The following is a 24,019-nucleotide window of genomic DNA, read 5'->3' as shown; positions in this document are numbered from 1 at the left end:
AAAAAAGAAGACCCAAAAGTTACAGGTCTTCAGGAGTTTCTTAATATTTTTTTACGTTCATTTGCAATTTTTAATAATTCTTTGGAGTGTTTTAATGTGGTCGTAGTTATTTCGGTACCTGACATCATTCGGCTCAATTCCTCAGCTCGTTTATTGTCTGTTATTTCCTCCAATAATGTATATGTTCTGTTTCCAGTCACTTCTTTTCGGATTAACAAATGCTGATCTGCCATTGCTGCAACCTGAGAAAGATGAGAAATGCACAAAACCTGAGAATTCGTAGCAATGCCAGCTATTTTCTCCGCTATGGCCTGAGCAACACGTCCGCTAACTCCTGTATCTACTTCATCGAAAATGATGGAAGTAATCCCTTGATGTTTTGAAAAAATGCTTTTTAGGGCCAACATCATACGAGAAAGTTCTCCTCCGGACGCTATTTTCGTTAATGCTTTTAATGGCTCTCCCACATTTGTAGAAATGTAAAATGACAAGTCATCTAAGCCATCTTCATTATACGTTTGGTTAGACTGCTCGTGAAACATAACTGAAAAAGTAGCTTTTTCCATATATAACTCTTTAAGCTGCTCCATAATTGCTTTACTTAACTTTTCAGCAGCAATTTTACGTTTTACGGTCAATTCATTTGCTTCTAGCTGGAGATCAATTTCAATTTGCTTTATTTTTTCACCCATTTTTTGAATCTGTTCATCTCGATTGACTAATTGGCTTAGGCTATGCTGAATTTGATCTTTGTATTCTAAAATTTCTTCAATGGATGAGCCATATTTTCTCTTTAACGTTTGAATAGTTGCAAGTCTCTCTTCCACCTCAAGCAACTGATTGCTATCATATTCCATCTCATCCAGCTCATTTTTAAGCTGGTGGGCGGCATCCTGTAATATATAAAAAGCAGAAGATACGCTTTCGCTTAACTCCTTCATATTATCATCAACATCGGATATATCCATTAAATCTGACATTGCAGTTCCTATATAATCTAATCCTTTAGATTCTCCTAAAATAGCTTCATAGGAATTACTCATCTTGTCGAACACCTTATGAAAGTTTAATAATTTCTTTTTTTCATTTTGGAGCAATTCTTCTTCTCCACTTTTCAACTGTGCTTCCGCTATTTCCTCTACTTGAAAAGTGTACAAATCTATTTTGTGCGCTATTTGTTGTTCGTTTTCCGTTAATGTCGCAAGTTCTTTTTTCCATTTTTTATATTTATGGAACAATTCTTTATAATTTTCTTTTACTACCTTTAAGTCTTCGCCAGCAAACTGGTCTAGTAAATGAATATGAGCTTTGTCGTCCATAAGTTCTTGGCTTTCATGTTGGCCATGAATATCTATTAAACTAGCACCAATCTCTCTTAGAATGCCTATAGTAACTAATTTTCCATTAACTCTACAGACACTTTTTCCAGAATCATTTAAATCTCTACGGAGAATAATAGTTTCGTCGTCGACATCTATACCAACGTCAAACATTTTCTTAAAAACACTATGTTGTGGATCTGTTATGATGAATAATCCTTCCAGTTCAGCTTTCCGTGCTCCATGTCGAATAAATTCCTGTGAGCCTCTACCTCCACAGAGTAAATGAACTGCATCTATAATAATGGATTTACCAGCACCAGTCTCACCAGTTAATACAGTTAGTCCTTCGTCGAAGCCAACTGATAGCTCGTCTATAATAGCAAAGTTTTTAATGGAAAGTTCTTTTAACAAATTATCACCTCTGTTTAAAAAATCTGTATCGTTATAGGTAATTCACTTTCTTTGTATACACATTTTAGTTGAACACCTTTTAAGATGGTAGCACGCAGACCCCGAATCCATGACTAGTAAGACATCACACCTATGCTCTTAAGACTTCTTACACCACGGAAAGAGGCCGTGCTGATCAATGATTACACTTTTGATAGCTGTTCATTTTTGACAAAACAATCGGAATTACAGAATTACACATGAAGCCATTGGATATTACAGCATTTCCAGTAAACGATTTTTTAAAGTTTGACTATCTTCTTCTGTCCTACAAATGATTAAGCACGTGTCGTCACCACAAATAGTCCCCAATATCTCTTCCCAATCCAAATAATCGATCAGCGAGCCAATAGCATGAGCATTACCTGGTAAAGTTTTCATAACTAAAAAATGACTTGCTCCATCGATACTAACAAAGGCATCTGTTAATGCTCTATGCAGCTTTTGCATAGGATTAAATCGTTGGTCTGCAGGCAAACTGTACTTATAGTTACCATTTGGTAAGGGCACCTTTACTAAATGTAGTTCCTTAATATCTCTGGATACCGTAGCCTGAGTAACGTTAACCCCAGCATTTTTTAAATGATCGACTAAATCATCCTGTGTTTCAATTTCAAAATTCGCTATTATATCCCTAATACGAATATGCCGTTGTCCTTTATTCATAATGAGCTCCTTGCTGTATAAATATACTGTTTTAATTATACCTTAGCATTACATTGCAAAAGTAACAAGAAAAAACGCGACTCTTGGGGAGTCGCGAATTATTTTAATAAATTATGAGCCTCATTGACAAGTTTTTCAAAGTCGAACGTATGAGGGAGAACCTCTTCAGGATTCACACTAACTAAATGGAATAGAAATTCTATATTTCCTTCACCACCCGTAATAGGTGAATAAGAAACATTTTTCAATTGGAAGCCTTGGCTTTCGGCAAAAGTTGCTATATCGTTGAGCACATCTATATGCACTGCCTTATCTCTCACTACACCCTTTTTACCAACTCTATCTTTTCCAGCTTCAAACTGAGGCTTAACTAAAGCAATCACATCTCCGTTTGGAACGATGATTGTCTTTAAAGTTGGGAAGATAAGCTTAAGGGATATAAAAGAAACATCGATAGAAGCAAACGACGGTAGGCCTTCTTGGAAATCAGCAGGCGTAGAATAACGGAAATTTGTTTTTTCCATTACCGTTACACGTGGGTCCTGCCTGATTTTCCAAGCCAATTGATTACTACCGACATCTAATGCGTAAGCATGTGTCACTCCATTTTGAAGTCCACAGTCTGTGAATCCACCAGTAGAAGAGCCAATGTCTAACATAATTTTATCCTTAATCTCTAGATCAAACTGTTCGATTGCTTTTTCTAGCTTTAAACCACCACGGCTTACATATTTTAAAACCTGTCCCTTTACCGTTAATACAGAAGAGACCTCTATTTTTTCTCCTGGCTTATCTATTCTTTCTTCATTCTTGTAGATAAGCCCAGCCATAATAGCACGTTTAGCTTTTTCTCTCGTTTCAAACAACCCTTGTTCTACTAAGAGTATATCTACTCTCTCTTTTGGTATCTTACTCATGAGGAGATATACCTTGGGCTTTCTTTTAAAGTAGATTTTACTAAATCGATTATGCTATCGCTTGTAATATTAATTTCTTCGAGCAATTGATTAACATCTCCATGTTCAATAAACATATCAGGAATACCAATTCTTTTAACATTTGCTTGTAAATTTTGTTCGTTATAATATTCCAATACAGCACTTCCAAATCCACCTTGCAAGGCGCTTTCTTCAACTGTAATAATAGGCATATTACGCGAGTGAATATCTTTGAGCATTGCTTCATCAAGTGGTTTGATAAAACGAGCATTTACTACTTCTACAGAGATATTTAATTTACTTAGCTCGTCTGCTGCCTTTAATGCCATTGGAATAGTAGTTCCAAATGTTAGAATCACGGCTTGACTACCTTCTTTTAGTACTTCCCAAGACCCGATTGGAATAGGAGTTAGCTCTTCGTCCATTGGGACGCCAAGTCCGTTACCACGAGGGTAGCGTAGGGCAATTGGGCCATCAGAATAGTCAAACGCAGTTTTTACCATATGTTGTCCTTCATTTTCATCTTTTGGCATCATGATGACCATATTAGGCATATGTCGAAGGAAGGAAATATCAAATACGCCTTGATGCGTTTCTCCATCTGCTCCTACTAGACCTGAACGGTCAATACCAATTACTACATTTAACTTTTGACGGCAAATATCGTGTAAAACTTGATCATATGCTCGTTGAAGGAATGTAGAATAGATGACTAATAACGGTTTCATCCCTTCAGCTGCCATTCCAGCTGCCATTGTAGTGGCGTGCTGCTCTGCTATCCCTACATCGAACATTCGATCAGGGAATTCTGATGCAAACCCTTCCAATTTAGAACCAACCGGCATAGCTGGAGTAATTGCTACAATACGATTATCTTCACGAGCTAATTTTCTTGCAGTTTCGGCTACTAGTGCACTCCAAGAAGGTGCTTTAGAGGCAGACTTCACAAAGTCACCAGTCTCCATTTTATAAGGACCTGTACCATGCCAAGTACCTATTTTATCTTGTTCAGCCGGTTTGAAGCCTTTTCCTTTTTTCGTAATCACATGAATAAGGACTGGGCCCTTCATTTTTTTCGCATTTTTCAAGTTTTCTTCTAGGTCTTCAAAGCTATGCCCATCAATTGGTCCAAGGTAAGTGAAGCCTAGTTCTTCAAAAAATGCTCCAGAAACTAGTAGATACTTTAACGAATCTTTTAAGCGTTCTGCAGTACCTGCTAGTTTACCGCCAACAGCTGGAATTTTTTTCAGCAAGGATTCAATTTCATCCTTAGCCTTGTTATACGTTCCATGAGTACGTAATTTACCCAATACATTATGCAATGCTCCTACGTTTGGAGCAATCGACATCTCATTATCGTTTAGAATGACAATCATGTCTGTTTTTTCATGACCGATATGATTCAATGCTTCAAGAGCCATACCACCTGTGAGAGCCCCATCACCAATAATAGGTATCACAAAGTTTTTCTTCTTTTGAATATCACGAGCTTTTGCCATTCCCATTGCGGCAGAAAGAGAAGTAGAGCTATGCCCTGCCTCCCATACATCGTGCTCGCTTTCAATCATTTTAGGAAATCCACATAGTCCTTTAAATTGGCGTAGCGTATCGAATTGATCTGCACGGCCAGTTAAGATTTTGTGAACGTATGCCTGGTGTCCAACATCCCAAAGAAATTTATCATCTGGGCTATTAAAAGCTTTATGCAGTGCCACAGTTAATTCAACTACACCTAAGTTAGGTCCAATATGTCCACCTGTAACTGATAACTTTTCTATTAAAAACGATCGAATATCTTCACTTAAGTCCTTTAATTGTTCATTGTCTAAACGTTTTAAAAAGGATGGACTAGAAATTGAAGTTAAATCCATTGCCATCACTCACCTTCTTTTAGATTTCCTTTAATAAAGCTAGGTATAATCATATCAATATTTGCTTATAAAACAAAATTATACGCTATTTATTTTGATCTTTTTGTTATGTAGTCGGCTAATTCTACTAAAAGTCCCTTGTTTAGTGTTACAGGATGTAACGCCTCAATGGCCAAATTATACTGCTTCTGTAATTGTTCCTTAGCACCAGCCAAAGTTAAAATAGAAGGATAAGTATTTTTTTCACTCAAAATATCTTTTCCAGCAGTTTTACCTAATTGCTCAGAAGTACCTTCAACGTCTAAAATATCATCTTGAATTTGAAAAGCTAGTCCAATATGGATGGAATATTGATGGAGAGCTTTCATAATATCTTCGTTTGCATTGGCAATTATTCCGCCAGCTAAAATACTATAAGATAATAATGCTCCAGTTTTGTTCAGATGTACCTCTTCTAACTCTTCTAAAGAAAGTCTCTTACCTTCTCCAAGCATATCTAAAACTTGACCGCCTACCATACCTTCCGCTCCTGATGCCATACTTAATTGATCAATCAAGCGAACTTTTTGGCTCGGCTCCAAGTCTTTGAGTCTAGCTATAATGCCGAATGCTAGTGTTACTAAGGCATCCCCTGCAAGAATTGCTAAAGCTTCACCAAAAACCTTATGGTTAGTAGGCTTACCTCTGCGTAAATCATCATTGTCCATGCTAGGTAAGTCATCATGTATTAAAGAATAGGTATGAATCATCTCTATAGTACTGGCAACTTTTATAGCTTCTACATTTTCCACTCCAAGTTCTTGCAACACAGCAAGAGTGTATAACGGTCTAATTCTCTTACCGCCTGCTCTAAGAGAGTAAAGCATAGCTTCTTTTAATTCATGTGGAGCTTTAATGTTATTTATAATTGACTCGAGCTGGAGTTCAATATGTGGAAGGTTGGTTTCAATAAATGTTTGTAAGTTACTCATCATTTTGCCCTACCTCTTCTTTATTTTCCCCCATAAAGGAAACTAATTGTTTTTCAGCGCTTTGTAATTTATCACTGCAAAGTTTAGATAGCTCCATCCCTTTTTGGTAGAGCTCGATTGCATTTTCAAGCGGGACATCCCCTTGCTCTAGCTGACGAACAATTTGTTCTAATTGGAGCATTGCTTCATCAAATGGAATCTCTTTTTTTGCCATGTTATTTTACCCCCTCTTTACTCACTGCTTGTTGAACTATGGCATCTATTTGACCATCAGGTAAAGTGACAGCGATTGTATCACCTTTTTGAACTTCATCTATCGACTTGATTACTTGGCCATCCTTATAAGTAATGCTGTAGCCGCGGTCCATGATTTTTAGAGGATTTAGAGCCTCCAAGGTTCTTAACGACCCAATAAATTGTTGACGATTTTTTTCAAAAGCCGCAATCATTGCTTGGTTCAGTTGATTTGTACTAGTTACCAAATGTTTAGATTGTAATGTAATCAATCTTTGCGGTGAAAGCTGTTTGAACCGATTGTCTAACTGAGAAAAGTTGCGCACTTTGTCACCAAATAATCGATTAACCTCTCGATTCAGTTGCTGTTCCGTTCGAATATATCTCTCTATAAAGGGACGATATAATTTTTCAGGAGTTGCCATGACTGGTGAGGTGATTGCTCTTTCGTATCTGTTTTTTTCATCCGTCAGTCTTTTAGTAATAAAGTGAAGACTTGCAGACTGATAAGATAGAATGTTCTTCATAAGATTTTCTTTGCTTGGGACAGCCATTTCTGCAGCTGCTGTCGGTGTTGGTGCCCTTAAATCAGATACAAAGTCAGCAATAGTTGTATCTGTTTCATGTCCCACCGCACTAATGATAGGAACACTGCTTTCTGCTATTGCCCGAGCAACAATTTCCTCGTTAAATGCCCATAAGTCCTCTATGGATCCTCCACCTCTACCAACGATTAATACATCAATACTTCCTAGGGTATTAGCTTGTTTAATGGATTTTACGATAGAAGGGGCTGCTTGAGGGCCTTGGACGATACTAGGGAAAACGATAACCTCACTAATTGGGTAACGTCTTTCGAGCGTAGTCAAAATATCTCGAATCGCTGCACCTGTCTTCGATGTGACGACTCCAATTTTTTTAGGAAATGCAGGCAGTCGTTTTTTCCTATTTGGATGAAAAAGTCCTTCTTGTTCTAGCTTTTTCTTTAGCTGTTCGAAGGCTAAAAAAAGCTCGCCAATACCATCTGGCTGTATAGAAGAGGCATACAACTGATATTGTCCTGCTGCCTCAAATACATTAATGTCCCCTCGAACTAGCACATTCATACCACTCTCAGGTCTGAATTTAAGGCTACGAGCGTTCATAGCAAACATAACTGAGGTCAGACGAGCAGATTCGTCTTTTAAAGTGAAATAAATGTGACCACTAGAGTGAACCTTTACATTTGAAAGTTCTCCTTTTACGTAAACATCTCGCAAATGAGTATCCGCATCAAATTTTCTTTTTATGTATTTAGTTAAGGCTTTTACAGTTAAATATGTTTGAGACATCCAATCAACTCCCAAGACTGTTGACAAGGTAAAAGCTGTTCTCTTGTAGAACAGCTTTCAGCTTATTTATCTAGTGTATTCTCTGCTGCAAGGCATGTATTTTCCATTAACATTGCAATAGTCATTGGACCTACACCACCAGGAACAGGGGTGATTTTAGAAGCAATTTCTTTAGCAGAAGCAAAGTCTACGTCGCCGCATAGTTTATTGTCTTCATTACGGTGAATCCCAACATCTATTACAACCGCACCTTCTTTTAAGTGACTAGCATTGATCATTTTCGGCTGACCAGTTGCTACTACTAAAATATCTGCTTGTTTTGTAAAGCTATGTAAGTCTTTTGTTTTCGAGTGGCAGTAGGTTACTGTAGCGTTCTTTTGTAAAAGGAGCTGACCCATTGGTTTGCCAACGATGTTACTTCTCCCAATAACTACAGCGTGCTTCCCTTCTAATGCTATATCGCTATATTCTAAAAGTTTCATTACACCAAAGGGCGTACAGGATAAGAAAGTAGGTTGCCCAATGAGCATCTTACCGACATTTACTGGATGAAAACCATCTACATCTTTTAATGGAGATATAGCTGCAATTACTCTATCCTCATTTATTTGCTTTGGTAGTGGTAATTGAACTAGAATACCGTGTATCTTATCATCGTCGTTTAGCTTGTTAACGTGAGTTAATAGTTCTTCTTCGGATATGTTTTCTTCTAGTTCTATCATAACAGAATACATACCGAGTCTTTCGCACGTTCGTGTTTTACTATTCACATAGGTTTGAGAAGCTGGATCACTTCCAACTAATACAACCGCTAATCCTGGTGTAATACCCTTTGATTTTAGATGTTCCACACGTTCTTTCACTTTTTCAGTTACTTTTCCAGCTATTTCTTTCCCATTAATAAGATTATCTGCCACTATAAACGCCCCTTAATGTCGAAATTTATTGATCTGTATATTTAGATAAAACTCCATTTACAAATCGGCTAGATTTTTCATCGCCATAGATTTTACATATTTCCAATGCTTCATTTATAACTACTTTTGCTGGTGCTTCGTTTGCATATAGTAGTTCATAAACTGCGATTCGAAGAACTGTTCTTTCGATTTTAGGTAATCTGGAAAGAGACCAGTTTTCTAGCTTGTCTGTCAAAGAGGTATCAATTTCATCTTTATGCTCAATTGTCCCTTTCACTAAATCAGTTAAAAAAGGGTCATTTTCTTCTGTAACATGACCTATCGCTTCTTGTATTGTTATCTCATGATTGTCTAGCTGAAATAGTGCTTGTAATGCTAGCTCTCTTGCTTGTCTACGTTTCATTATTAGTTCTCCTTTAAATGTAGCTATCTTACCCATAATATCATATTTTTTTGTAGAGTGCTTATTAGAAAGTAGAAAATAAGAAAAAGAGCCCCAAATGGAGCTCTTTTCTCATGATTCAACCGTTTCAAATTGTACGCCTGTAATATGAACGTTTACTTCAGTTGGAACTAAGCTAGTCATATTTTCAATAGCCTGACGAATTTGAGACTGCACTTCTCTTGCTACATTAGGAACGGATATACCGTATTTCACAAGGCAATATACATCAATATACAGACCATCATTTGTGATTTCAGTCTTAATGCCCTTACCATGCACTTTTTTTCCTAATCGCTCTACTACGCCTGCTGCAAAGTTACCACGTGTACCCGCAATACCTTCTACTTCAGTTGTAGCAATTCCAGCAATTACCGTTATAACCTCTGGAGCAATTTCAATTGTCCCTAGGTTTTCTTTGCCATCAGGAGTCATTTGAACAAATTTTTGTTCGGTTGTTTCTGTCATATGGATCACTCCTTTTATGAATTCATCACGTCGTATCTCTCTAAAAACTTAGTATCGAAATCTCCAGAGACAAATACCTCATGATTCATGAGTTTTTCATGGAAGCCAATAGTGGTATCGACACCTTCAATGGCGAATTCACTAAGTGCACGCTTCATCTTAGCAATCGCCTCTTCTCTTGTCTCACCAAAAGTAATAAGTTTAGCAACCATAGAATCATAAAATGGAGGAATTGTATAACCAGGATATACTGCTGAATCTACTCGAACTCCTAGTCCGCCTGGTGGTAAATAGAATTCAACAAGTCCCGGAGAAGGCATGAAGTTTTTATCTGGGTTTTCCGCATTAATACGACATTCTATTGCCCATCCATTAAGTTTAATATCTTTTTGCTCAAATGGCAATTTTTCTCCGGCTGCGACTTTCAACATTTGTTTAATTAAGTCAATACCAGTAATCATTTCTGTCACTGGATGCTCCACTTGAATACGAGTATTCATCTCCATAAAGTAGAACTTTTGGTTAATATGATCAAAAATAAACTCTACTGTTCCAGCACTTTCATAACCTACAGCTAATGCTGCCTTTACTGCCGCGGCGCCCATTTCGGCACGCATAGCTTCTGATAAAGCTGGTGATGGAGCTTCTTCCACTAGCTTTTGCATACGTCTTTGGATGGAGCAATCTCTTTCACCCAAATGTACTGCATTACCATGAGAGTCAGCTAATACTTGAATTTCTACATGACGAAATACTTCAATATATTTTTCGAGATAAACGCCAGGATTACCAAATGCTGCAGCAGCTTCTTTTTGGGTAACTTTTATCCCTTTGATTAAATCAGCTTCGTCTTTTGCTACGCGGATACCTTTACCACCACCGCCAGCAGTTGCTTTGATGATAACCGGATATCCTATTTCATTTGCTACCTTAAGTGCATCCTCTTCCGTTTTAACGATACCCTTTGAACCAGGAACTGTAGGAACTCCAGCTTTTTGCATAGTTTCCTTTGCTACATCCTTTATACCCATGCTTTTGATCGCCTGTGATGTAGGACCGATAAACTTAATATCACATTCCTCACATAGCTCAGCGAATTCAGCATTTTCCGCTAGAAAACCATAGCCAGGATGTATGCCTTCACAGCCCGTTAGCTTGGCAACGCTGATAATATTTGAAAAGTTTAAATAGGAATCTTTCGATAACCTAGGCCCTATACAATAAGCTTCATCTGCCAGTTGCACATGTAAAGCCTCTCGATCCGCTTCAGAATATACAGCAACAGTTTCAATATTTAGCTCCTTGCATGCTCTAATAATACGAACAGCTATTTCACCACGATTGGCAATTAACACTTTTTTCATGATGCTTACCCCTTTCCTTATTTAATTCATATTTTTAAGCTTTAACTAAGAATAGAGGTTGACCGTATTCTACTAATTGACCGTCTTTAACTAGAATTTCAACGATTTCTCCAGTTACTTCTGCTTCAATTTCATTGAATAGTTTCATCGCTTCTACTATACAAACAATTGAATCTGCAGTAACCTTGCTGCCGACCTCAACGTATGCAGGAGAATCTGGTGATGAAGATTGATAGAATGTCCCAACCATTGGAGAAGTAATTTTATGTAAAGAGCTATTTTCCTCTTCAACTGGAGCTTGTTTTGTTACAGAGCTTTCTACAGCCGCTGCTTTTGGAGATTCCTGTACAGCTGGTGTCTGAACTTCTTGTACTTTAGGAAGTTCTCCAACCGAAGAGCTTTCTATCGTTTGAACAGTAGATTTATGAGAGTTTTTATCCCCTCTTTTAATTTTAATTTTTGTACCCTCTGTTTCGTATGAAAATTCATCTAGTGTAGATTGATCGATCAGTTTAATAATTTCTCTGATTTCTTGGATTTTCAATTATCCCATCTCCTTTTAGTTGCATTTTAATACTTCCTTATTCATTTTAGTCGTTTTTAAGGTAATTGAAAATAGAAACGTGCAAATGTTCTTAACTTTTAGGGAATAAAAAGCTTAGATCATCCATTAATTGTATTTTATACAGTAGCTTTAAGATAGTAAAATGTACCATTCTTTTACTATTTTATTTTAAAATAAGCTTTGTTAAAGTGAATGGTTGGTTTTGACTAACAATTCTTTTTATTGTGACTGTAAACATAAAAAAAGAATATTCAAGTGGCTATTTAGAACATAAATAGATGATGAAATTTAAGTTGGTTACAGTTTTTCAGCTTTATTTATGCGAGTAAATTGATTAGCGCTTTATCGATCCTAAAGCTGTTCCCATTTATTGATTGGAGCGCCAGACGGCGACTCCTACGGGATGAGTGAGACAAATAAGACATCACAACCACGCGCGTAAGCGATGGGTGATGGCTTATCGCTCACCCCGAGGAAAGCGTCCGGCTGGTGCGGAAATCAATTCTACTCTCTGATTTAGGATTTCTTTGCATTAAAAAATACTATTCACATACAACAATTCCGCGTTATAAATAATTGAAAACAAAAGAAAAAGTGCCCTTTAAAGGCACTTTTGTTATAGTCCGTCAAATTTCACTTCAACATTGTATGCTTGAGGGTATTCTCGCTTAACTGCGTATATAATAGCATCAGCCTTTTTTGAAGATTGTTCATTTGAAACTACATCGATTAGCACTTTGTTTTGGTCAATACGAACAAGTGCATCGTCATATCCTAATGATTTTATAATTAGCTCCAACATCGCTTCTGTAGAGTTTATCTTTACTAATTGTTCAATTTCGTTGTATGCTTCATTTTTTTCTTCTGGAGAGAAATCATTTGAAGCGACCTTAGATTCTAATTGCTCATGTAACTGTGAACGTTTTTCCTGCACTTCCATACGTAATTCTTCATATTGATTACTGTGAGAAACAAATGATTCTTCATTCGTTGAGGATGTTTCTACCAATTTCACATCATCAACTGAGTCATTAGAAAATAGGGCTATTCCATCAAAAGGGGATGGCTTTTCTGTTGCATAATACACCGTCACTACTGCCACTAAGCTTAGTAAAGTTAAAAACCATACGGATCTTTTTTTAATGTTCATATCATTTATCCTCCAATTCCATTTCTTCTATTACTATTCGATGTGGAGATATTTGCAATACAGATGAAAGGGTTTTAATAAGATTATTTTTTATACGTTTATCGCTCGCTCCTTCCGCAACTACCAGTATTCCAATCAGTTCTTCTTTTTCCATCTTGCTGTCACTTGTCCATTGGAAAAATGATAAATCACTTTCCGTTTTATTTTCAGCTCGTTCTGCGTAATGAAAGTAAATAGATACTTTTCCAACCCCATGGATTTTTTCCAATATAGCGGAAAGCTCATCTTTTGTGTGAACCTCTGGTGGGCTAGTGTTTTTATTTACATCATCCGTCAGTCCGAAAATCTCTGAAAATAAGAGACTAATAACCAAAACCGCTAAACTTATTACTACAAAACGAAAAGTGGGTTTTTTTTTTAATGAGATAGTGTTCACCCTTCTTTTCATATTGGATAACATACTTTATGCAGGACAATCTATTTATATGAAGAAAAAGGAGATAATCCATGAGATTATAGAAAGTTTTATAAGAAAGCCCGTCTTCTCCTTGTCCAAATGCTCAATTAGAATAGATAGAATCTCTCCGATTATGACAATCATTAAAATCCCATATAGCAATGTAGAGAAGTTAAACATTATCCCTTCACACCTATCAATAATTTGGCGAAAAGCATGATTAATATCACTGTAAAGAAAAAGGCAAAGGCTATTAATACGGAAATGATAGAAAGTACAAATAGCGTTTTTCCAATATCGTCTAATAGTCCACTAATTTGTCCATCTACAAAAGGCTCAAGAATAGCACTTAGAAATCGATAGAGAAAAGCAATCAGGATCGTTTGAATAGTTGGAATAGAAATAAGAACTAGAATTGATATCAAAACAGAATTCCCAGTGACAGCAGCAGCAGTAGATGAGTAGCTTTTCATCGTACTAATACTCTCTGTAAGCAAGGAACCGACAAAGGGAATATTATTGGAGATTAATCTCTTTACAGTTTCGTTTACAGCACCACTTACTGACCAGGTTACTACACCGTTTACGGTTATAAACAGACTATATAATACGAGAATAATCGAGGTAGCCCCAACTAAAGTCATTCGTATTAGGTCAGACATTCGAGAAAAAGATATAGAAGGTTGAATTCTAGTCATAAGATCGAATATAAAGGCTGACAATAAGGCTGGAATCATAATCTTGTCTGCCACAATACTAGTAAAAGAGGCAAAGAGCATTACAACTGGATTCCATAAAGTAATAAGAAAAGCGCCACCCGACAGTGCTATTCCAGCAGTTAATACTGGATATACTCCTATAAACACATTAACGAGTTCACCTGTTACTACTTGAATCATCTTTACTGAGCGAAAAGCTGGCTCTAAGCAATAAAAACAAATAATAAGAATAAACAATAACTTAAATAATCGCTTGCTACTGGGAATAAGCCATTCTAAACACATAAATACAAAACCGAACAGGAGAATATAAACAAACGTTTGCAGTACTTCTTTCGCGGGTTGCAAGATTGTTGCAATTAATTCTTCCATTACTGCTCATTCCTTCAAGAGAGTAGTCCCATAAATGAAAAAAATTTTTGATAAAATGGTTCCATATGCTGAATCCATACAACGAGTAATATTGCCTTGGTCGTAATTGTAATTAGTGAGGCTAAACTAGTATATTCATAGTCTTCGAGCAGCTCTTCTATTATTTGTGAGATAAATAATAGGATTACTGAAAATAATAGCAATTTCACAATAGGTAGAATGGCGACAGGTACGCTTGAAATATACTGGTTTATAAAAGGAATAATGACCGATGTGGAGAGGTAAGTTAAAAAAAGAAAAATATAAATAGTATAAATTAGGGAATGAAATTTGGGGTAGGTTTCTTTAACTAACTGCAACAAGCAAAATGCAACAATGATAGTAATATAGACAATCATTTGTTAACTCGTCATAACAAGCCATTCTAAAAATGAGGAAATTTCATAAAAGAATAGCCTAAGCAAACGCAGTAACTCAATAGTCATGTAAATATACCCCACAAAAAACAAGAAGAATGCAAACTCTTTTTTTCCAGTCGATTCAAAAAACAAGTGAAGAATTGCTATCAATAAGCCTATCCCCGCAACTCGAAGTACATCGTGAAGTTCCACAATGCCTCCCCCTTCCCTATTACGTACTATATGTTGGACAGGTGGAGAATATGAACATACTGTTTGAAATTTACGAGTACTAGACCGGCTATTTTCACTAGAAATATTGACTGATCTAAATCATTCAACGGTGGTGTTTGGTGAGTTTCAACACATTTGTTCTGGTTAATGACTACTCTCCTTATTTAGGTTTACAAAAATTCGAGCTCGTGTCATTTTCGATTTTCTTTGTATGCCCATAAAAAAAGACATCAAGAGGTTTCCCCTCTTGATGTCTTTTAAAAAGTCTCTTAAGCTCTTGAAACGTATGAACCTTCATCTGTATTAATAATTAGTTTGTCACCAACATTAATAAATAAAGGTACTGTTACAACTAAACCAGTTTCTAATTTAGCAGTTTTAGATCCACCACCAGAAGTATCTCCTTTGATCCCTGGCTCCGTTTCAATAACTTCTAGCTCTACAGATTTAGGTAATTCTACTCCAAGTGTTTCTCCTTGGTATTGAATTACTTGTAATTCCATGTTTTCACGTAGGAATTTCAACTCATATTCGATTTGGTTTTCATTAAGCTCTAATTGCTCGTATGAATCCGTATCCATGAATACATGTTGATCTCCACTTGCATAAAGATATTGCATTTTTTTGTTATCAATTTGTGCTTTTTCTACTTTTTCACCAGCACGGAATGTTTTTTCGTTCACAGAGCCGTTACGTAAGTTTCTAAGTTTTGAACGAACGAACGCTGCTCCTTTACCAGGCTTTACGTGTTGAAAATCAAGAACACGGTAAAGAACGCCATCTACTAAAATTGTTAAACCTGTTTTAAAATCATTTACTGAAATCATTTATTTCCCTCCAAATTACGATAATATAAGTAGCTCTTTCGTCGAATGTGTTAACTTCTCTAATCCATTCTCCGTAACTAGTGCGTCATCCTCTATACGCACCCCACCGATGTTCGGTAGATAAATTCCCGGTTCAATTGTAATAACCATTCCTGGTTCTAAAACAATGTCTGATCGGAAGGATAAACCAGGTCCTTCATGTACCTCAAGACCAATACCATGACCAAGTGAATGACCAAATGCCTCACCATATCCTTTTGACGCAATATAGTCTCGTGCAATAGCATCCGCTTCTTTACCTGTCATTCCTGGTTGAACTTTTTCAAGAGCTAATAATTGAGCATCTAAAACTACTTGATAAATTTCTTTTAGTTTTTCACTCGGCTCTCCTACTGCAACTGTACGAGTAGTATCAGAAATATAACTATTGTAAAGTGCTCCGAAATCTAATGTTACAAAATCGCCAACTTCAATTACTTTATCTGTTGCTACGCCATGCGGCAATGCAGAACGCGTACCTGAAGCTACTATTGTATCAAAAGAAGAGGAAGTAGCGCCACGTTTACGCATAAAGAATTCTAGTTCATTCGAGACTTGAAGTTCTGTCATGCCGGGTTTTATGTAAGTCACGATATGCTCATATGCCTCATCTGCAATACGACAAGCTGCCTTTATTATACTAATCTCTTCGTCCGTCTTTATCAAGCGAATTTTTTCTACCACACCTGATAAAGGTACTAAATCTGCTGAAACAGCTTGCTTGTATAATTCATATACTCCGTATGTTACGTCATCTTTTTCAAAGCCAAGTGATTTAATACCCATTTCGTTTACTTGGTGGGAAATTTCCTCGATCAACGTTTTAGCATGTTGAACTATACGGAAATCCTTTATTTGACTAGCAGCTTGTTCTGTATATCTGAAGTCTGTAATAAAAACTGCATCATTTTTAGAAACTATTGCTACACCCGCTGTCCCAGTGAATCCGGTGATATATCGACGGCTGTAATCATTTGTTATCAATAATGCGTCAACGCCTCTTTCTTCTAATGCTAAACGCAGCTTTTCTAATTTCATCAATTTCCCTCTCCCCATTTTCAAAATAAACACTATAGTCTATTTTATCATAGTAAAGAGGGGTGGTAAATTTTCATTTTGCGATGGGCTGATCCTTAGAATGAAAAATAGCTGACTCCATTAGAAAACGCATTCCAATAACTACAATACAAATAAATGGTATGGACAGTTTCTTCATCGTTTTAAGCATTGTTCCAGCATCGCTAATTAACCACTCTACAACAAATGCGAGAAGTATCCCAAAAATAAGGCTAGATATAGCAACGGGTACTTTAGAAGTTAAAAGACTTATATAATAAATCACTATACTAATAACCCAAATAACTAAAAATAAAACCAGCCAGCGTAAGTATACATTCGTATCTTCAAACATCTCAAAGGATTTTGAAAAACCTACTGGATTCCATTTAACAAAACTGAATAAGTGTAAAAATTTAAGTAACGCAGTAATTCCAATAGCCGCAGCCAAACTGGTCAATACCGATAAGCTTTTCATTTCTGCTCTCCTCCTTTTAAAGACAGTTTGTACCTTTTCTTGTTTTACTAAACAAATAGCTAGAACATTTCTTCAAAAGAGGTTACGTAACATTAAACGTCATGAAAGCGCGTCATCGATTGAAAAAAAGGAAGCGGGTAGAAGGCTCTCATCCGAAAAAACATCTCGGAGATTTGTTATAAAAAATATAGTGTCGCTGGTTAAGAAAGCCTAAGATGTGGATAATATACTCATTGAACTGCCCTCTATATGCTATCTTTCGGTTTCCAATTATTTAGGTTTTTTGGAAATATTAAAACCCCTTTGGATAAAATAATCCAAAGGGGTGTAATTTTATTTGAAATTGTACAATCTTAATTCAAATCCATATCAAATGCTCTCTATAAAATTTACAGTCCACATTTCAACTGGGCATTACAATTTGTACAAGTGTTGCATCCGCCCATTTCCTCTACCGTTCCTTTACGGCAGACAGGACAGGTATTACCAACCTCTGAACCGATTGTAACGTTAGTAGAACGTATATCTTGAATCGTATCAATCAATACGATTGGACGTTTTTCCATCACTTTTTCTTCCTTCACCGTATCATCGTTTACAGTGTTTTCTTCCGCCTTAAGCGTAAGAACTTGGGAGTCACGACTTCCATCTACATATACTGTTCCGCCTTTTGCTCCACCATTATATAGACGTTCGTAAACACCTTCTACTTGTTCTACTGTATATCCTCGAGGAGCATTTACAGTCTTCGAAATAGAGCTATCAATCCAACGTTGAATGATACATTGTACATCTGCATGGGCTTCTGGTGGCAATTCCATTGCGGTAACAAACCAATTAGGTAATTCATCTTCTTTAGTATCTGGATTTGCATCTAAGTATTCTTGTACAATATCCGCTTTTACCTCGATAAATTTACCTAAACGACCACTACGATAATACGTAAATGAATAATAAGGTTCTAAACCAGTAGAAACTCCAACCATAGTACCCGTAGATCCAGTAGGTGCAACAGTTAATAAGTGAGAATTGCGAATACCTTTTTCAAGTACTGCTTCACGAATCTCCTGTGGCATTGTTTGCATAAATCCAGTTTCCGTAAATGCCTTACGAAGTCTGTTCGTTTCCTCTTCTGTTTCTCCAGTCAAGAACGGGAAGCTACCTCTTTCGCTTGCTAGGTCTGCAGATGTTTCGTAAGCAGCTATAGCAATCGTCTTGAAGATTTCATCAACAAGAAGATTTCCTTCCTCAGAGCCGTATTCTTTTTGGCAATAGATTAAAAGGTCAGCTAATCCCATGACACCTAGACCTACACGTCTTTCACCAAGTGCTTGAACTTTATTTTCCTCTAAGAAATAAGGCGTAGCATCGATTACGTTATCTTGCATACGAACTCCCACACGAACAGTTTCTTTTAATGCTTCAAAATCAACTGTTTTTGTATCTTTGTTAGCAAACTGAGCTAGGTTGACTGCTGCAAGGTTACAAACGGAATACGGAGCAAGCGGCTGCTCTCCACATGGATTTGTTGCAACAACCTTTTGACCATATGCAGTTGCATTTGTTTTTTCGTTAGCATTATCGATAAAGAATACGCCTGGCTCAGCAGAATAAGTTGCACAAATATTGATTAAGTTCCACAATTCTTTCGCTTTCACTGTGCGATAGGTACGAACCATGTAGCCCATACGCTCCCACTCACGAACATCACCAATTTTGTGCCAATTTTCGTTATAAAAAGCCATCTCTTCTTCTGTATAAGTTTCTGTTGCAGGGAAGCGAAGAGCGAAGTCTTCATCTTTTTCTACAGCTTTCATGAAATCCTCAGTTAAAGTTACAGAAATATTCGCTCCTGTTAAAAACTCCGGATTGTGAACAGAAAAAGTTCCGCCATCTCTTAGTTTCGTTTGAGCGTCGCGTATGATTTCATCGCTAAAACCACCTAAGCCAGGGATGTGTTGATAGTTTACAATTCCTTGATACATTGCTTCTTCTTGTGCAGTTAGCGGCTTAAACTTAAGCTTGTCCTTTGCAAGTTGTTTGATTGTTTCATCATTTGTGTTCTCAATCAAGAAGCGAAGGATACGTGGGTTTTGCATTTTAGAAATGATAAACTCTGCGATGTCTGGATGCCAATCTGCAAGCATAATCATTTGCGCACCGCGTCTTGAACCGCCTTGTTCCACTAGGTGTGTCAGTTTAGCAATGTCATCTAACCAAGAAACAGACCCTGAAGACTTACCATTAACTCCTCGAGCTAAAGTATTACGAGGACGTAATGTAGATCCGTTTGTTCCAACTCCACCGCCACGACTCATGATCTCCATCACTTGTTTTCGATGATCACTGATGCCTTCACGTGAGTCAGCAACAAAAGGCATAACGTAACAATTAAAGTAAGTTACATCTGTACCTGTACCTGCTCCATATAGAACTCGTCCAGCAGGGATAAATTTTAGTGATACTAATTGCTGATAGAACTTTTCGAACCATTCTGCTCTTTTTTCTTCTGTCACTTCAACAGAAGCAAGTCCAGTCGCATTACGCTTAGCAATTTGCTCATAGAAAACCTCCAAAGGTTTTTCAATAACACTTAAAGGACGGCGTACAATTCCTGATTTAACTTTAGTACTATCATCGATTGCACTACGATAATCTTCTTCGATCAAAACTTCTGCCGTTTTATCTTCCTGGTTAATGGAAACAATATAACCAAGACCTCGTGCAGGAAATTTAGGGTCTTCTTTCACCGTTAAAACGACAAAATCCCCTACTTTTAGTGTTTTCTTTTCGGTATCCTTGAATGAATATCGATCAATCATCACCAAACGTGACACACCTTTGTGTGTTAGATTCATATCTTCTGTTATTGGATGTACTTGAGGAAATAATTCGATATCGTGATTTAATTCTTTTACATTTAATTTTATTTGAGATTCATTTGTAGTAGTTACCAATTCTTTTCCTCCTTTCTACAACTCGTATTGACACAAGATGTAGTAGTTTCATTTATCATACGGCACTACATATAGAGGTGTAAAGCAATTTAGTTGTTCAAATTAATTTTTAAGTATTAATTCCTATACCTCATATTCTCCATATGTCTTTCATACTTTTATTTTTTAAAATTCCAGGCGTCATTATCATAACGCCGTCTTTCCAGCATTTTCACGTATTCATTTTGTTCATTATTTAAATGAAATGGTACCAATTCAATGTTTAAGGCTTCAGAAAATCCCTTTTTAAAAGCATCCTTACATATGTCTATTGGTATCGATTTTTGTAATAATTTGTTTATAGCAACAGCTTTTTGATTAATGCTATTTTTCACTTTTTCCCGGACTTCATCGGAAGAAAATTTAAAGGTTTGCACAAGTTTTTCATCATCTAAGTCTAAAAGAATTGCACCATGCTGAAGTATAACACCTTTTTGTCTAGTTTGAGCACTTCCAGCTACTTTCCTGCCTTCTACTACGAGCTCATACCAGCTTGGTGTGTCAAAGCAAACAGCAGTTTTCGGACTTTTTAAGGCTTGCAGTTTATCTGGAGTATTAGGAATAGAAAAATATGCCTCTAATCCCAGACTTTGAAATCCCTTTAATAGCCCTTCACTGATCACTCGATAAGCTTCAGTCACTGTTGCTGGCATATCTGGATAGTTTTCCGAAACAATCACGCTATATGTAAGTTCATGCTCATGAAGAACTCCTCGTCCTCCCGTCGGTCTGCGGACAAATCCTAAACCGAGTCCTCTAACTGTTTCCATATCTATCTCTTTTTCTACCGATTGAAAATAACCAATCGATAGAGTTGCTGGATTCCATTCATAGAATCGAATCACTGGTGGAATCAACCCTTCACTATGCCAATCTAAAAGGGCCTCGTCAAGCGCCATATTATAGGACGGGGCGCACGGACCTGAATCAATAAAATACCATTTTGTCTTTTTCAAACTTTCTCCCCCCTAACAACGCTATTCATTTTACCAAAATGATTGAATTGTATCTAGCAAATCTTTTATAATAGATAATGGAAGTATAGAAAGGGGAAAGACCGTGTTAGAGACTCTTTATATTATTATAGCAATATTGGTCGTATTATTAGTTTATGCAGGAATTTCAGCATACCGACTAAAGAAAACAGTTACAAACCTTACGCAGGAGCAATTCATCGAGGGCTATCGTAAAGCTCAATTAATCGATGTACGCGAGCCTAAAGAATTTGATGGTGGCCATATCCTTGGAGCAAGAAATATTCCTTCCTCCCAGTTAAGACAACGCCACAAAGAAATTCGCCCAGACAAACCAGTATATCTGTATTGTCAAAATGGTGCAAGAAGTGGACGTGCAGCTATGTTCTTAAAGAAAAAAGGGCATACGCAACTTAACCAGTTACAAGGCGGCTTTAAGGGCTGGACCGGCAAAATCAAATCTAAATAGTATAACATAAGGTTCTTCTTAACAAGAGGAACCTTTTTTGTTTAGAGCTTACACTAAGGGGGCATGAACTACTATGAAAGTAATATTTTCCCACGAAGAACAATTTCGGGAGATTCATCCAAGTTATGAGGATTTTGCTATTCTGACAAGGCGAATCACTAATGTTTTAAATGAAGAACAGTCAGGCAACTGGCAATTAGTAAACATTGACAATCAATTTAATCAGTTAGATACTAATTTAATTGAAATGATGGAGCATCAATTGATTCCTTATAAAATTTTAGCAAATATTTACGAAGCTAAGCCTTTAAGTAAAATAACAAGCAAATCCCTACTTTCTATGGAAAATCAACTGGGAATGGTTAGTACATTTGAGAATACACTCATAATGTTTCCGGATTATCAGGTAGCAGTAACTATGGCATTTAACTATTCTCAAGGTAACTCTTGGCCGGATTACTTTTTCTTTTCCACCTCCCCTCAAGCGGCCCTTTTCTTTTTAGAGGAGATCAATGAAAAGCTTCGTGAGCTTCTAATGCAGTCGGTCACCTATTTAGTTGACACGGATCAAGGGGTTCAGCGAAGAAAATATAGTGAGCAAGCAGTCGTTCCTCGAGAAGAGGTTCTACTAGAGAATCAAATTAAACAAGATATTTTTCGATCCATCGATGAATTTTTTAAAGAGGACGGTTTGTTTTTTAAGGAATATGGTCTTCCTTATAAAAGAGGTATATTACTATATGGTTCCCCTGGAAACGGGAAAACGACACTAGTAAAATCGATTACCGGCTCTACGAAAGCTCCTGTAGTCTATTGGCAAATCACTGAGTTCACAGGAAGTCACTCCATCCAAGAGGTTTTTGGAATTGTTTCTAGATTAGCCCCAGCTATTCTGGTGATTGAGGACATTGACTCGATGCCCGAGTATACAAGATCTGTCTTTTTAAACACATTAGACGGAACACAATCTAGAGAGGGTCTATTTATCATTGGAACAACTAACTACCCACAGAAGATTGATCCAGCATTAATTAACCGTGCCGGAAGATTCGATCGTGCATATGAGATTCCTTCACCACCCCAACAAGTGAGAGAAAATTATTTACGTAAGCTTGATATTAAGAAGATTCTTCTTGACCACGTCTTAGTAGATATAGCTAAACGATCAAAAGGCTTATCCGTTTCTCAACTAAACGAGCTGTACATGTCCATTGCACTTAACTGGCATTATGATGGCAAGCTGGAATACGAAACACGGATCGACGAGCTGATTAAACAAAATAAACGAACCATAAAAAATGACTGGGAAGAAGACAATCATTCTATTGGTTTTTAAAAAAGTAAAACACTCCCAACACTAAAAAGGGAGTGTTTTATTTTTTTTAGATAACATTTAAGGTAAAAAGCATACGACAATTAAATTTTAACTTCAATAAATATTGAGTTTCTTCTATATATTAGAAGAATTTTGCGTTCATAAGAATTCTGAATAGTAGTTGGGATGCAATGAAGCATGCTAACAGCCATTCTTCTTACTAGACTACGTAATTTCTGGTTAAAGAAGCTCCATTATTAGTTCAACATTTCGGAATTACTTTAGTGTTCAGAAGTAGTCCTGCACCTTCTAACCAGTTTTCTAATATATCATTAAAAAACTCTGGAGCAGCTATTGGAATACCATGACCAATACCAGTGATCGTAATTGCCTGAGCTCTGTCTCGCTTACTTAAAAGGTCAATTGCTGAACTTTTCATCACTTTTCTTTCTTTCTCGCCTACTGTTATTAAAAGGCTTGCTTTTACGTCAGCATAGGAATCTGGTACTTGAAAAGACATATTCTCTTCTAGAACCATTGTTAATGTATCTAAAGACATTCGATTGCTATCTTTAAAGTACTTTTCAAAAAGGTTTGGGCCAATATACAATTGTTTAGCTTGTAGCTTGGAAAAGAATCTATATTTTATCAAAGGATATGTTAACCTTATAGTAGGTTTAACCATTTCCTTTCCAAATGGTACTTTTCTTACGAGAGCACTGTTAATCATTGCATAATCGATTAAATCGGGAGACTGACTAAGCATCTGAATAGCAATTTGAGCACCAAGTGAAAATCCCACGACTATTATCTTTTTATCTTCTTTTTTTCCTCAAGTAAGTGTATGAGTTGAAATGCGCAATCTTTAATAGAGACAAAATCAGTCTCCCTACTACGACCATGACCTGGGAGATCAGGTACTATACAATGATATTTTCCTTTAAAGTACTGTACCTGTTCGTCCCACATCCAGCCTCCGACTCCTCCGCCATGTAG

General features: G+C 36.8%; 25 protein-coding genes. 2 read left to right on the top strand and 23 right to left on the bottom strand.

The features are described 5' to 3' along the window. Positions 1-29: 29 nt before the first annotated feature. From recN to MKY09_RS08340, 21 genes are all read right to left on the bottom strand, one after another. The gene (gene recN, locus MKY09_RS08440) at positions 30-1,733 is read right to left on the bottom strand and encodes a DNA repair protein RecN (RefSeq protein ID WP_298472669.1); all 1,704 of its coding nucleotides are present in this window, start codon (positions 1,731-1,733) and stop codon (positions 30-32) included. Positions 1,734-1,988: 255 nt separating this feature from the next. Next, positions 1,989-2,438: a transcriptional regulator ArgR gene (gene argR, locus MKY09_RS08435; protein WP_342568063.1), complete on the bottom strand. Its 450-nt coding sequence runs from the start codon at positions 2,436-2,438 to the stop codon at positions 1,989-1,991. 98 nt (positions 2,439-2,536) lie between these two features. Beyond that, entirely contained in the window at positions 2,537-3,355 is an 819-nt protein-coding gene (locus tag MKY09_RS08430) for a TlyA family RNA methyltransferase (protein ID WP_342568062.1), read from the bottom strand. Beyond that, the gene (gene dxs / locus MKY09_RS08425; RefSeq protein ID WP_251556901.1) at positions 3,352-5,247 is read right to left on the bottom strand and encodes a 1-deoxy-D-xylulose-5-phosphate synthase; all 1,896 of its coding nucleotides are present in this window, start codon (positions 5,245-5,247) and stop codon (positions 3,352-3,354) included. Before dxs ends, MKY09_RS08430 begins: the two co-directional genes overlap by 4 nt. 89 nt (positions 5,248-5,336) lie before the next feature. Then, positions 5,337-6,221 (bottom strand): polyprenyl synthetase family protein, encoded by an 885-nt coding sequence (locus MKY09_RS08420; protein ID WP_342568061.1) that lies wholly within the window; start codon positions 6,219-6,221, stop codon positions 5,337-5,339. Beyond that, complete coding sequence (xseB, locus tag MKY09_RS08415; protein WP_169358139.1) at positions 6,211-6,432, bottom strand: exodeoxyribonuclease VII small subunit; 222 nt, start codon at positions 6,430-6,432, stop codon at positions 6,211-6,213. The genes MKY09_RS08420 and xseB overlap by 11 nt, the downstream gene beginning before the upstream one ends. Before the next feature lies 1 nt (position 6,433). Continuing rightward, positions 6,434-7,783, bottom strand: coding sequence for an exodeoxyribonuclease VII large subunit (gene xseA, locus MKY09_RS08410; RefSeq protein ID WP_342568060.1), 1,350 nt, complete (start codon positions 7,781-7,783; stop codon positions 6,434-6,436). 62 nt (positions 7,784-7,845) lie between these two features. Then, positions 7,846-8,700 (bottom strand): bifunctional methylenetetrahydrofolate dehydrogenase/methenyltetrahydrofolate cyclohydrolase FolD, encoded by an 855-nt coding sequence (folD, locus tag MKY09_RS08405; RefSeq protein WP_251556895.1) that lies wholly within the window; start codon positions 8,698-8,700, stop codon positions 7,846-7,848. 25 nt (positions 8,701-8,725) lie between these two features. After that, complete coding sequence (gene nusB, locus MKY09_RS08400; RefSeq protein ID WP_169358136.1) at positions 8,726-9,103, bottom strand: transcription antitermination factor NusB; 378 nt, start codon at positions 9,101-9,103, stop codon at positions 8,726-8,728. A 111-nt stretch (positions 9,104-9,214) separates the two neighbouring features. Beyond that, positions 9,215-9,610: an Asp23/Gls24 family envelope stress response protein gene (locus MKY09_RS08395; protein ID WP_169358135.1), complete on the bottom strand. Its 396-nt coding sequence runs from the start codon at positions 9,608-9,610 to the stop codon at positions 9,215-9,217. 14 nt (positions 9,611-9,624) lie between these two features. Then, entirely contained in the window at positions 9,625-10,977 is a 1,353-nt protein-coding gene (gene accC, locus MKY09_RS08390) for an acetyl-CoA carboxylase biotin carboxylase subunit (RefSeq protein ID WP_169358315.1), read from the bottom strand. Positions 10,978-11,008: 31 nt separating this feature from the next. Then, positions 11,009-11,518 (bottom strand): acetyl-CoA carboxylase biotin carboxyl carrier protein, encoded by a 510-nt coding sequence (gene accB, locus MKY09_RS08385; RefSeq protein WP_169358134.1) that lies wholly within the window; start codon positions 11,516-11,518, stop codon positions 11,009-11,011. A 637-nt stretch (positions 11,519-12,155) separates the two neighbouring features. After that, positions 12,156-12,689 carry a SpoIIIAH-like family protein gene (locus tag MKY09_RS08380; protein WP_169358133.1) on the bottom strand — a complete coding sequence of 178 codons (534 nt, stop codon included), beginning with the start codon at positions 12,687-12,689 and terminating at the stop codon, positions 12,156-12,158. 1 nt (position 12,690) lies between these two features. Continuing rightward, positions 12,691-13,125 carry a hypothetical protein gene (locus MKY09_RS08375; protein WP_169358132.1) on the bottom strand — a complete coding sequence of 145 codons (435 nt, stop codon included), beginning with the start codon at positions 13,123-13,125 and terminating at the stop codon, positions 12,691-12,693. A gap of 200 nt (positions 13,126-13,325) precedes the next feature. Next, positions 13,326-14,237 carry a stage III sporulation protein AE gene (locus tag MKY09_RS08370; RefSeq protein WP_169358131.1) on the bottom strand — a complete coding sequence of 304 codons (912 nt, stop codon included), beginning with the start codon at positions 14,235-14,237 and terminating at the stop codon, positions 13,326-13,328. 401 nt (positions 14,238-14,638) lie between these two features. After that, positions 14,639-14,848 carry a SpoIIIAC/SpoIIIAD family protein gene (locus MKY09_RS08365; RefSeq protein WP_144536004.1) on the bottom strand — a complete coding sequence of 70 codons (210 nt, stop codon included), beginning with the start codon at positions 14,846-14,848 and terminating at the stop codon, positions 14,639-14,641. 290 nt (positions 14,849-15,138) lie between these two features. Further along, positions 15,139-15,696, bottom strand: coding sequence for an elongation factor P (gene efp, locus MKY09_RS08360; RefSeq protein WP_169358130.1), 558 nt, complete (start codon positions 15,694-15,696; stop codon positions 15,139-15,141). Positions 15,697-15,711: 15 nt separating this feature from the next. Further along, positions 15,712-16,776, bottom strand: coding sequence for an aminopeptidase P family protein (locus MKY09_RS08355; RefSeq protein WP_342568059.1), 1,065 nt, complete (start codon positions 16,774-16,776; stop codon positions 15,712-15,714). A 70-nt stretch (positions 16,777-16,846) separates the two neighbouring features. Next, positions 16,847-17,269, bottom strand: coding sequence for a DNA helicase (locus tag MKY09_RS08350; RefSeq protein ID WP_169358129.1), 423 nt, complete (start codon positions 17,267-17,269; stop codon positions 16,847-16,849). Between the two features lie 389 nt (positions 17,270-17,658). Continuing rightward, positions 17,659-20,226 (bottom strand): vitamin B12-dependent ribonucleotide reductase, encoded by a 2,568-nt coding sequence (locus MKY09_RS08345; RefSeq protein WP_342568058.1) that lies wholly within the window; start codon positions 20,224-20,226, stop codon positions 17,659-17,661. Positions 20,227-20,384: 158 nt separating this feature from the next. Beyond that, positions 20,385-21,221 carry a biotin/lipoate A/B protein ligase family protein gene (locus MKY09_RS08340; RefSeq protein WP_342568057.1) on the bottom strand — a complete coding sequence of 279 codons (837 nt, stop codon included), beginning with the start codon at positions 21,219-21,221 and terminating at the stop codon, positions 20,385-20,387. A gap of 103 nt (positions 21,222-21,324) precedes the next feature. Here MKY09_RS08340 and MKY09_RS08335 point away from each other — a divergent pair, with 103 nt between their 5' ends. After that, a complete protein-coding gene (locus tag MKY09_RS08335) occupies positions 21,325-21,708 on the top strand; it encodes a rhodanese-like domain-containing protein (RefSeq protein ID WP_169358126.1) in 384 nt (127 codons plus the stop codon). Positions 21,709-21,781: 73 nt separating this feature from the next. Continuing rightward, complete coding sequence (locus MKY09_RS08330) at positions 21,782-23,044, top strand: ATP-binding protein (RefSeq protein WP_342568056.1); 1,263 nt, start codon at positions 21,782-21,784, stop codon at positions 23,042-23,044. Between the two features lie 241 nt (positions 23,045-23,285). Here MKY09_RS08330 and MKY09_RS08325 read toward each other — a convergent pair whose 3' ends face one another. Beyond that, positions 23,286-23,825, bottom strand: coding sequence for an alpha/beta hydrolase (locus MKY09_RS08325; RefSeq protein ID WP_342568055.1), 540 nt, complete (start codon positions 23,823-23,825; stop codon positions 23,286-23,288). Between the two features lie 5 nt (positions 23,826-23,830). After that, positions 23,831-23,992 carry a hypothetical protein gene (locus MKY09_RS08320; protein WP_342568225.1) on the bottom strand — a complete coding sequence of 54 codons (162 nt, stop codon included), beginning with the start codon at positions 23,990-23,992 and terminating at the stop codon, positions 23,831-23,833. Positions 23,993-24,019: the final 27 nt, after the last annotated feature.

The organism is Psychrobacillus sp. FSL K6-4046 (assembly GCF_038624605.1).
Taxonomy (GTDB): domain Bacteria; phylum Bacillota; class Bacilli; order Bacillales_A; family Planococcaceae; genus Psychrobacillus.
This window is presented reverse-complemented; position numbering and strand designations above follow the sequence as displayed.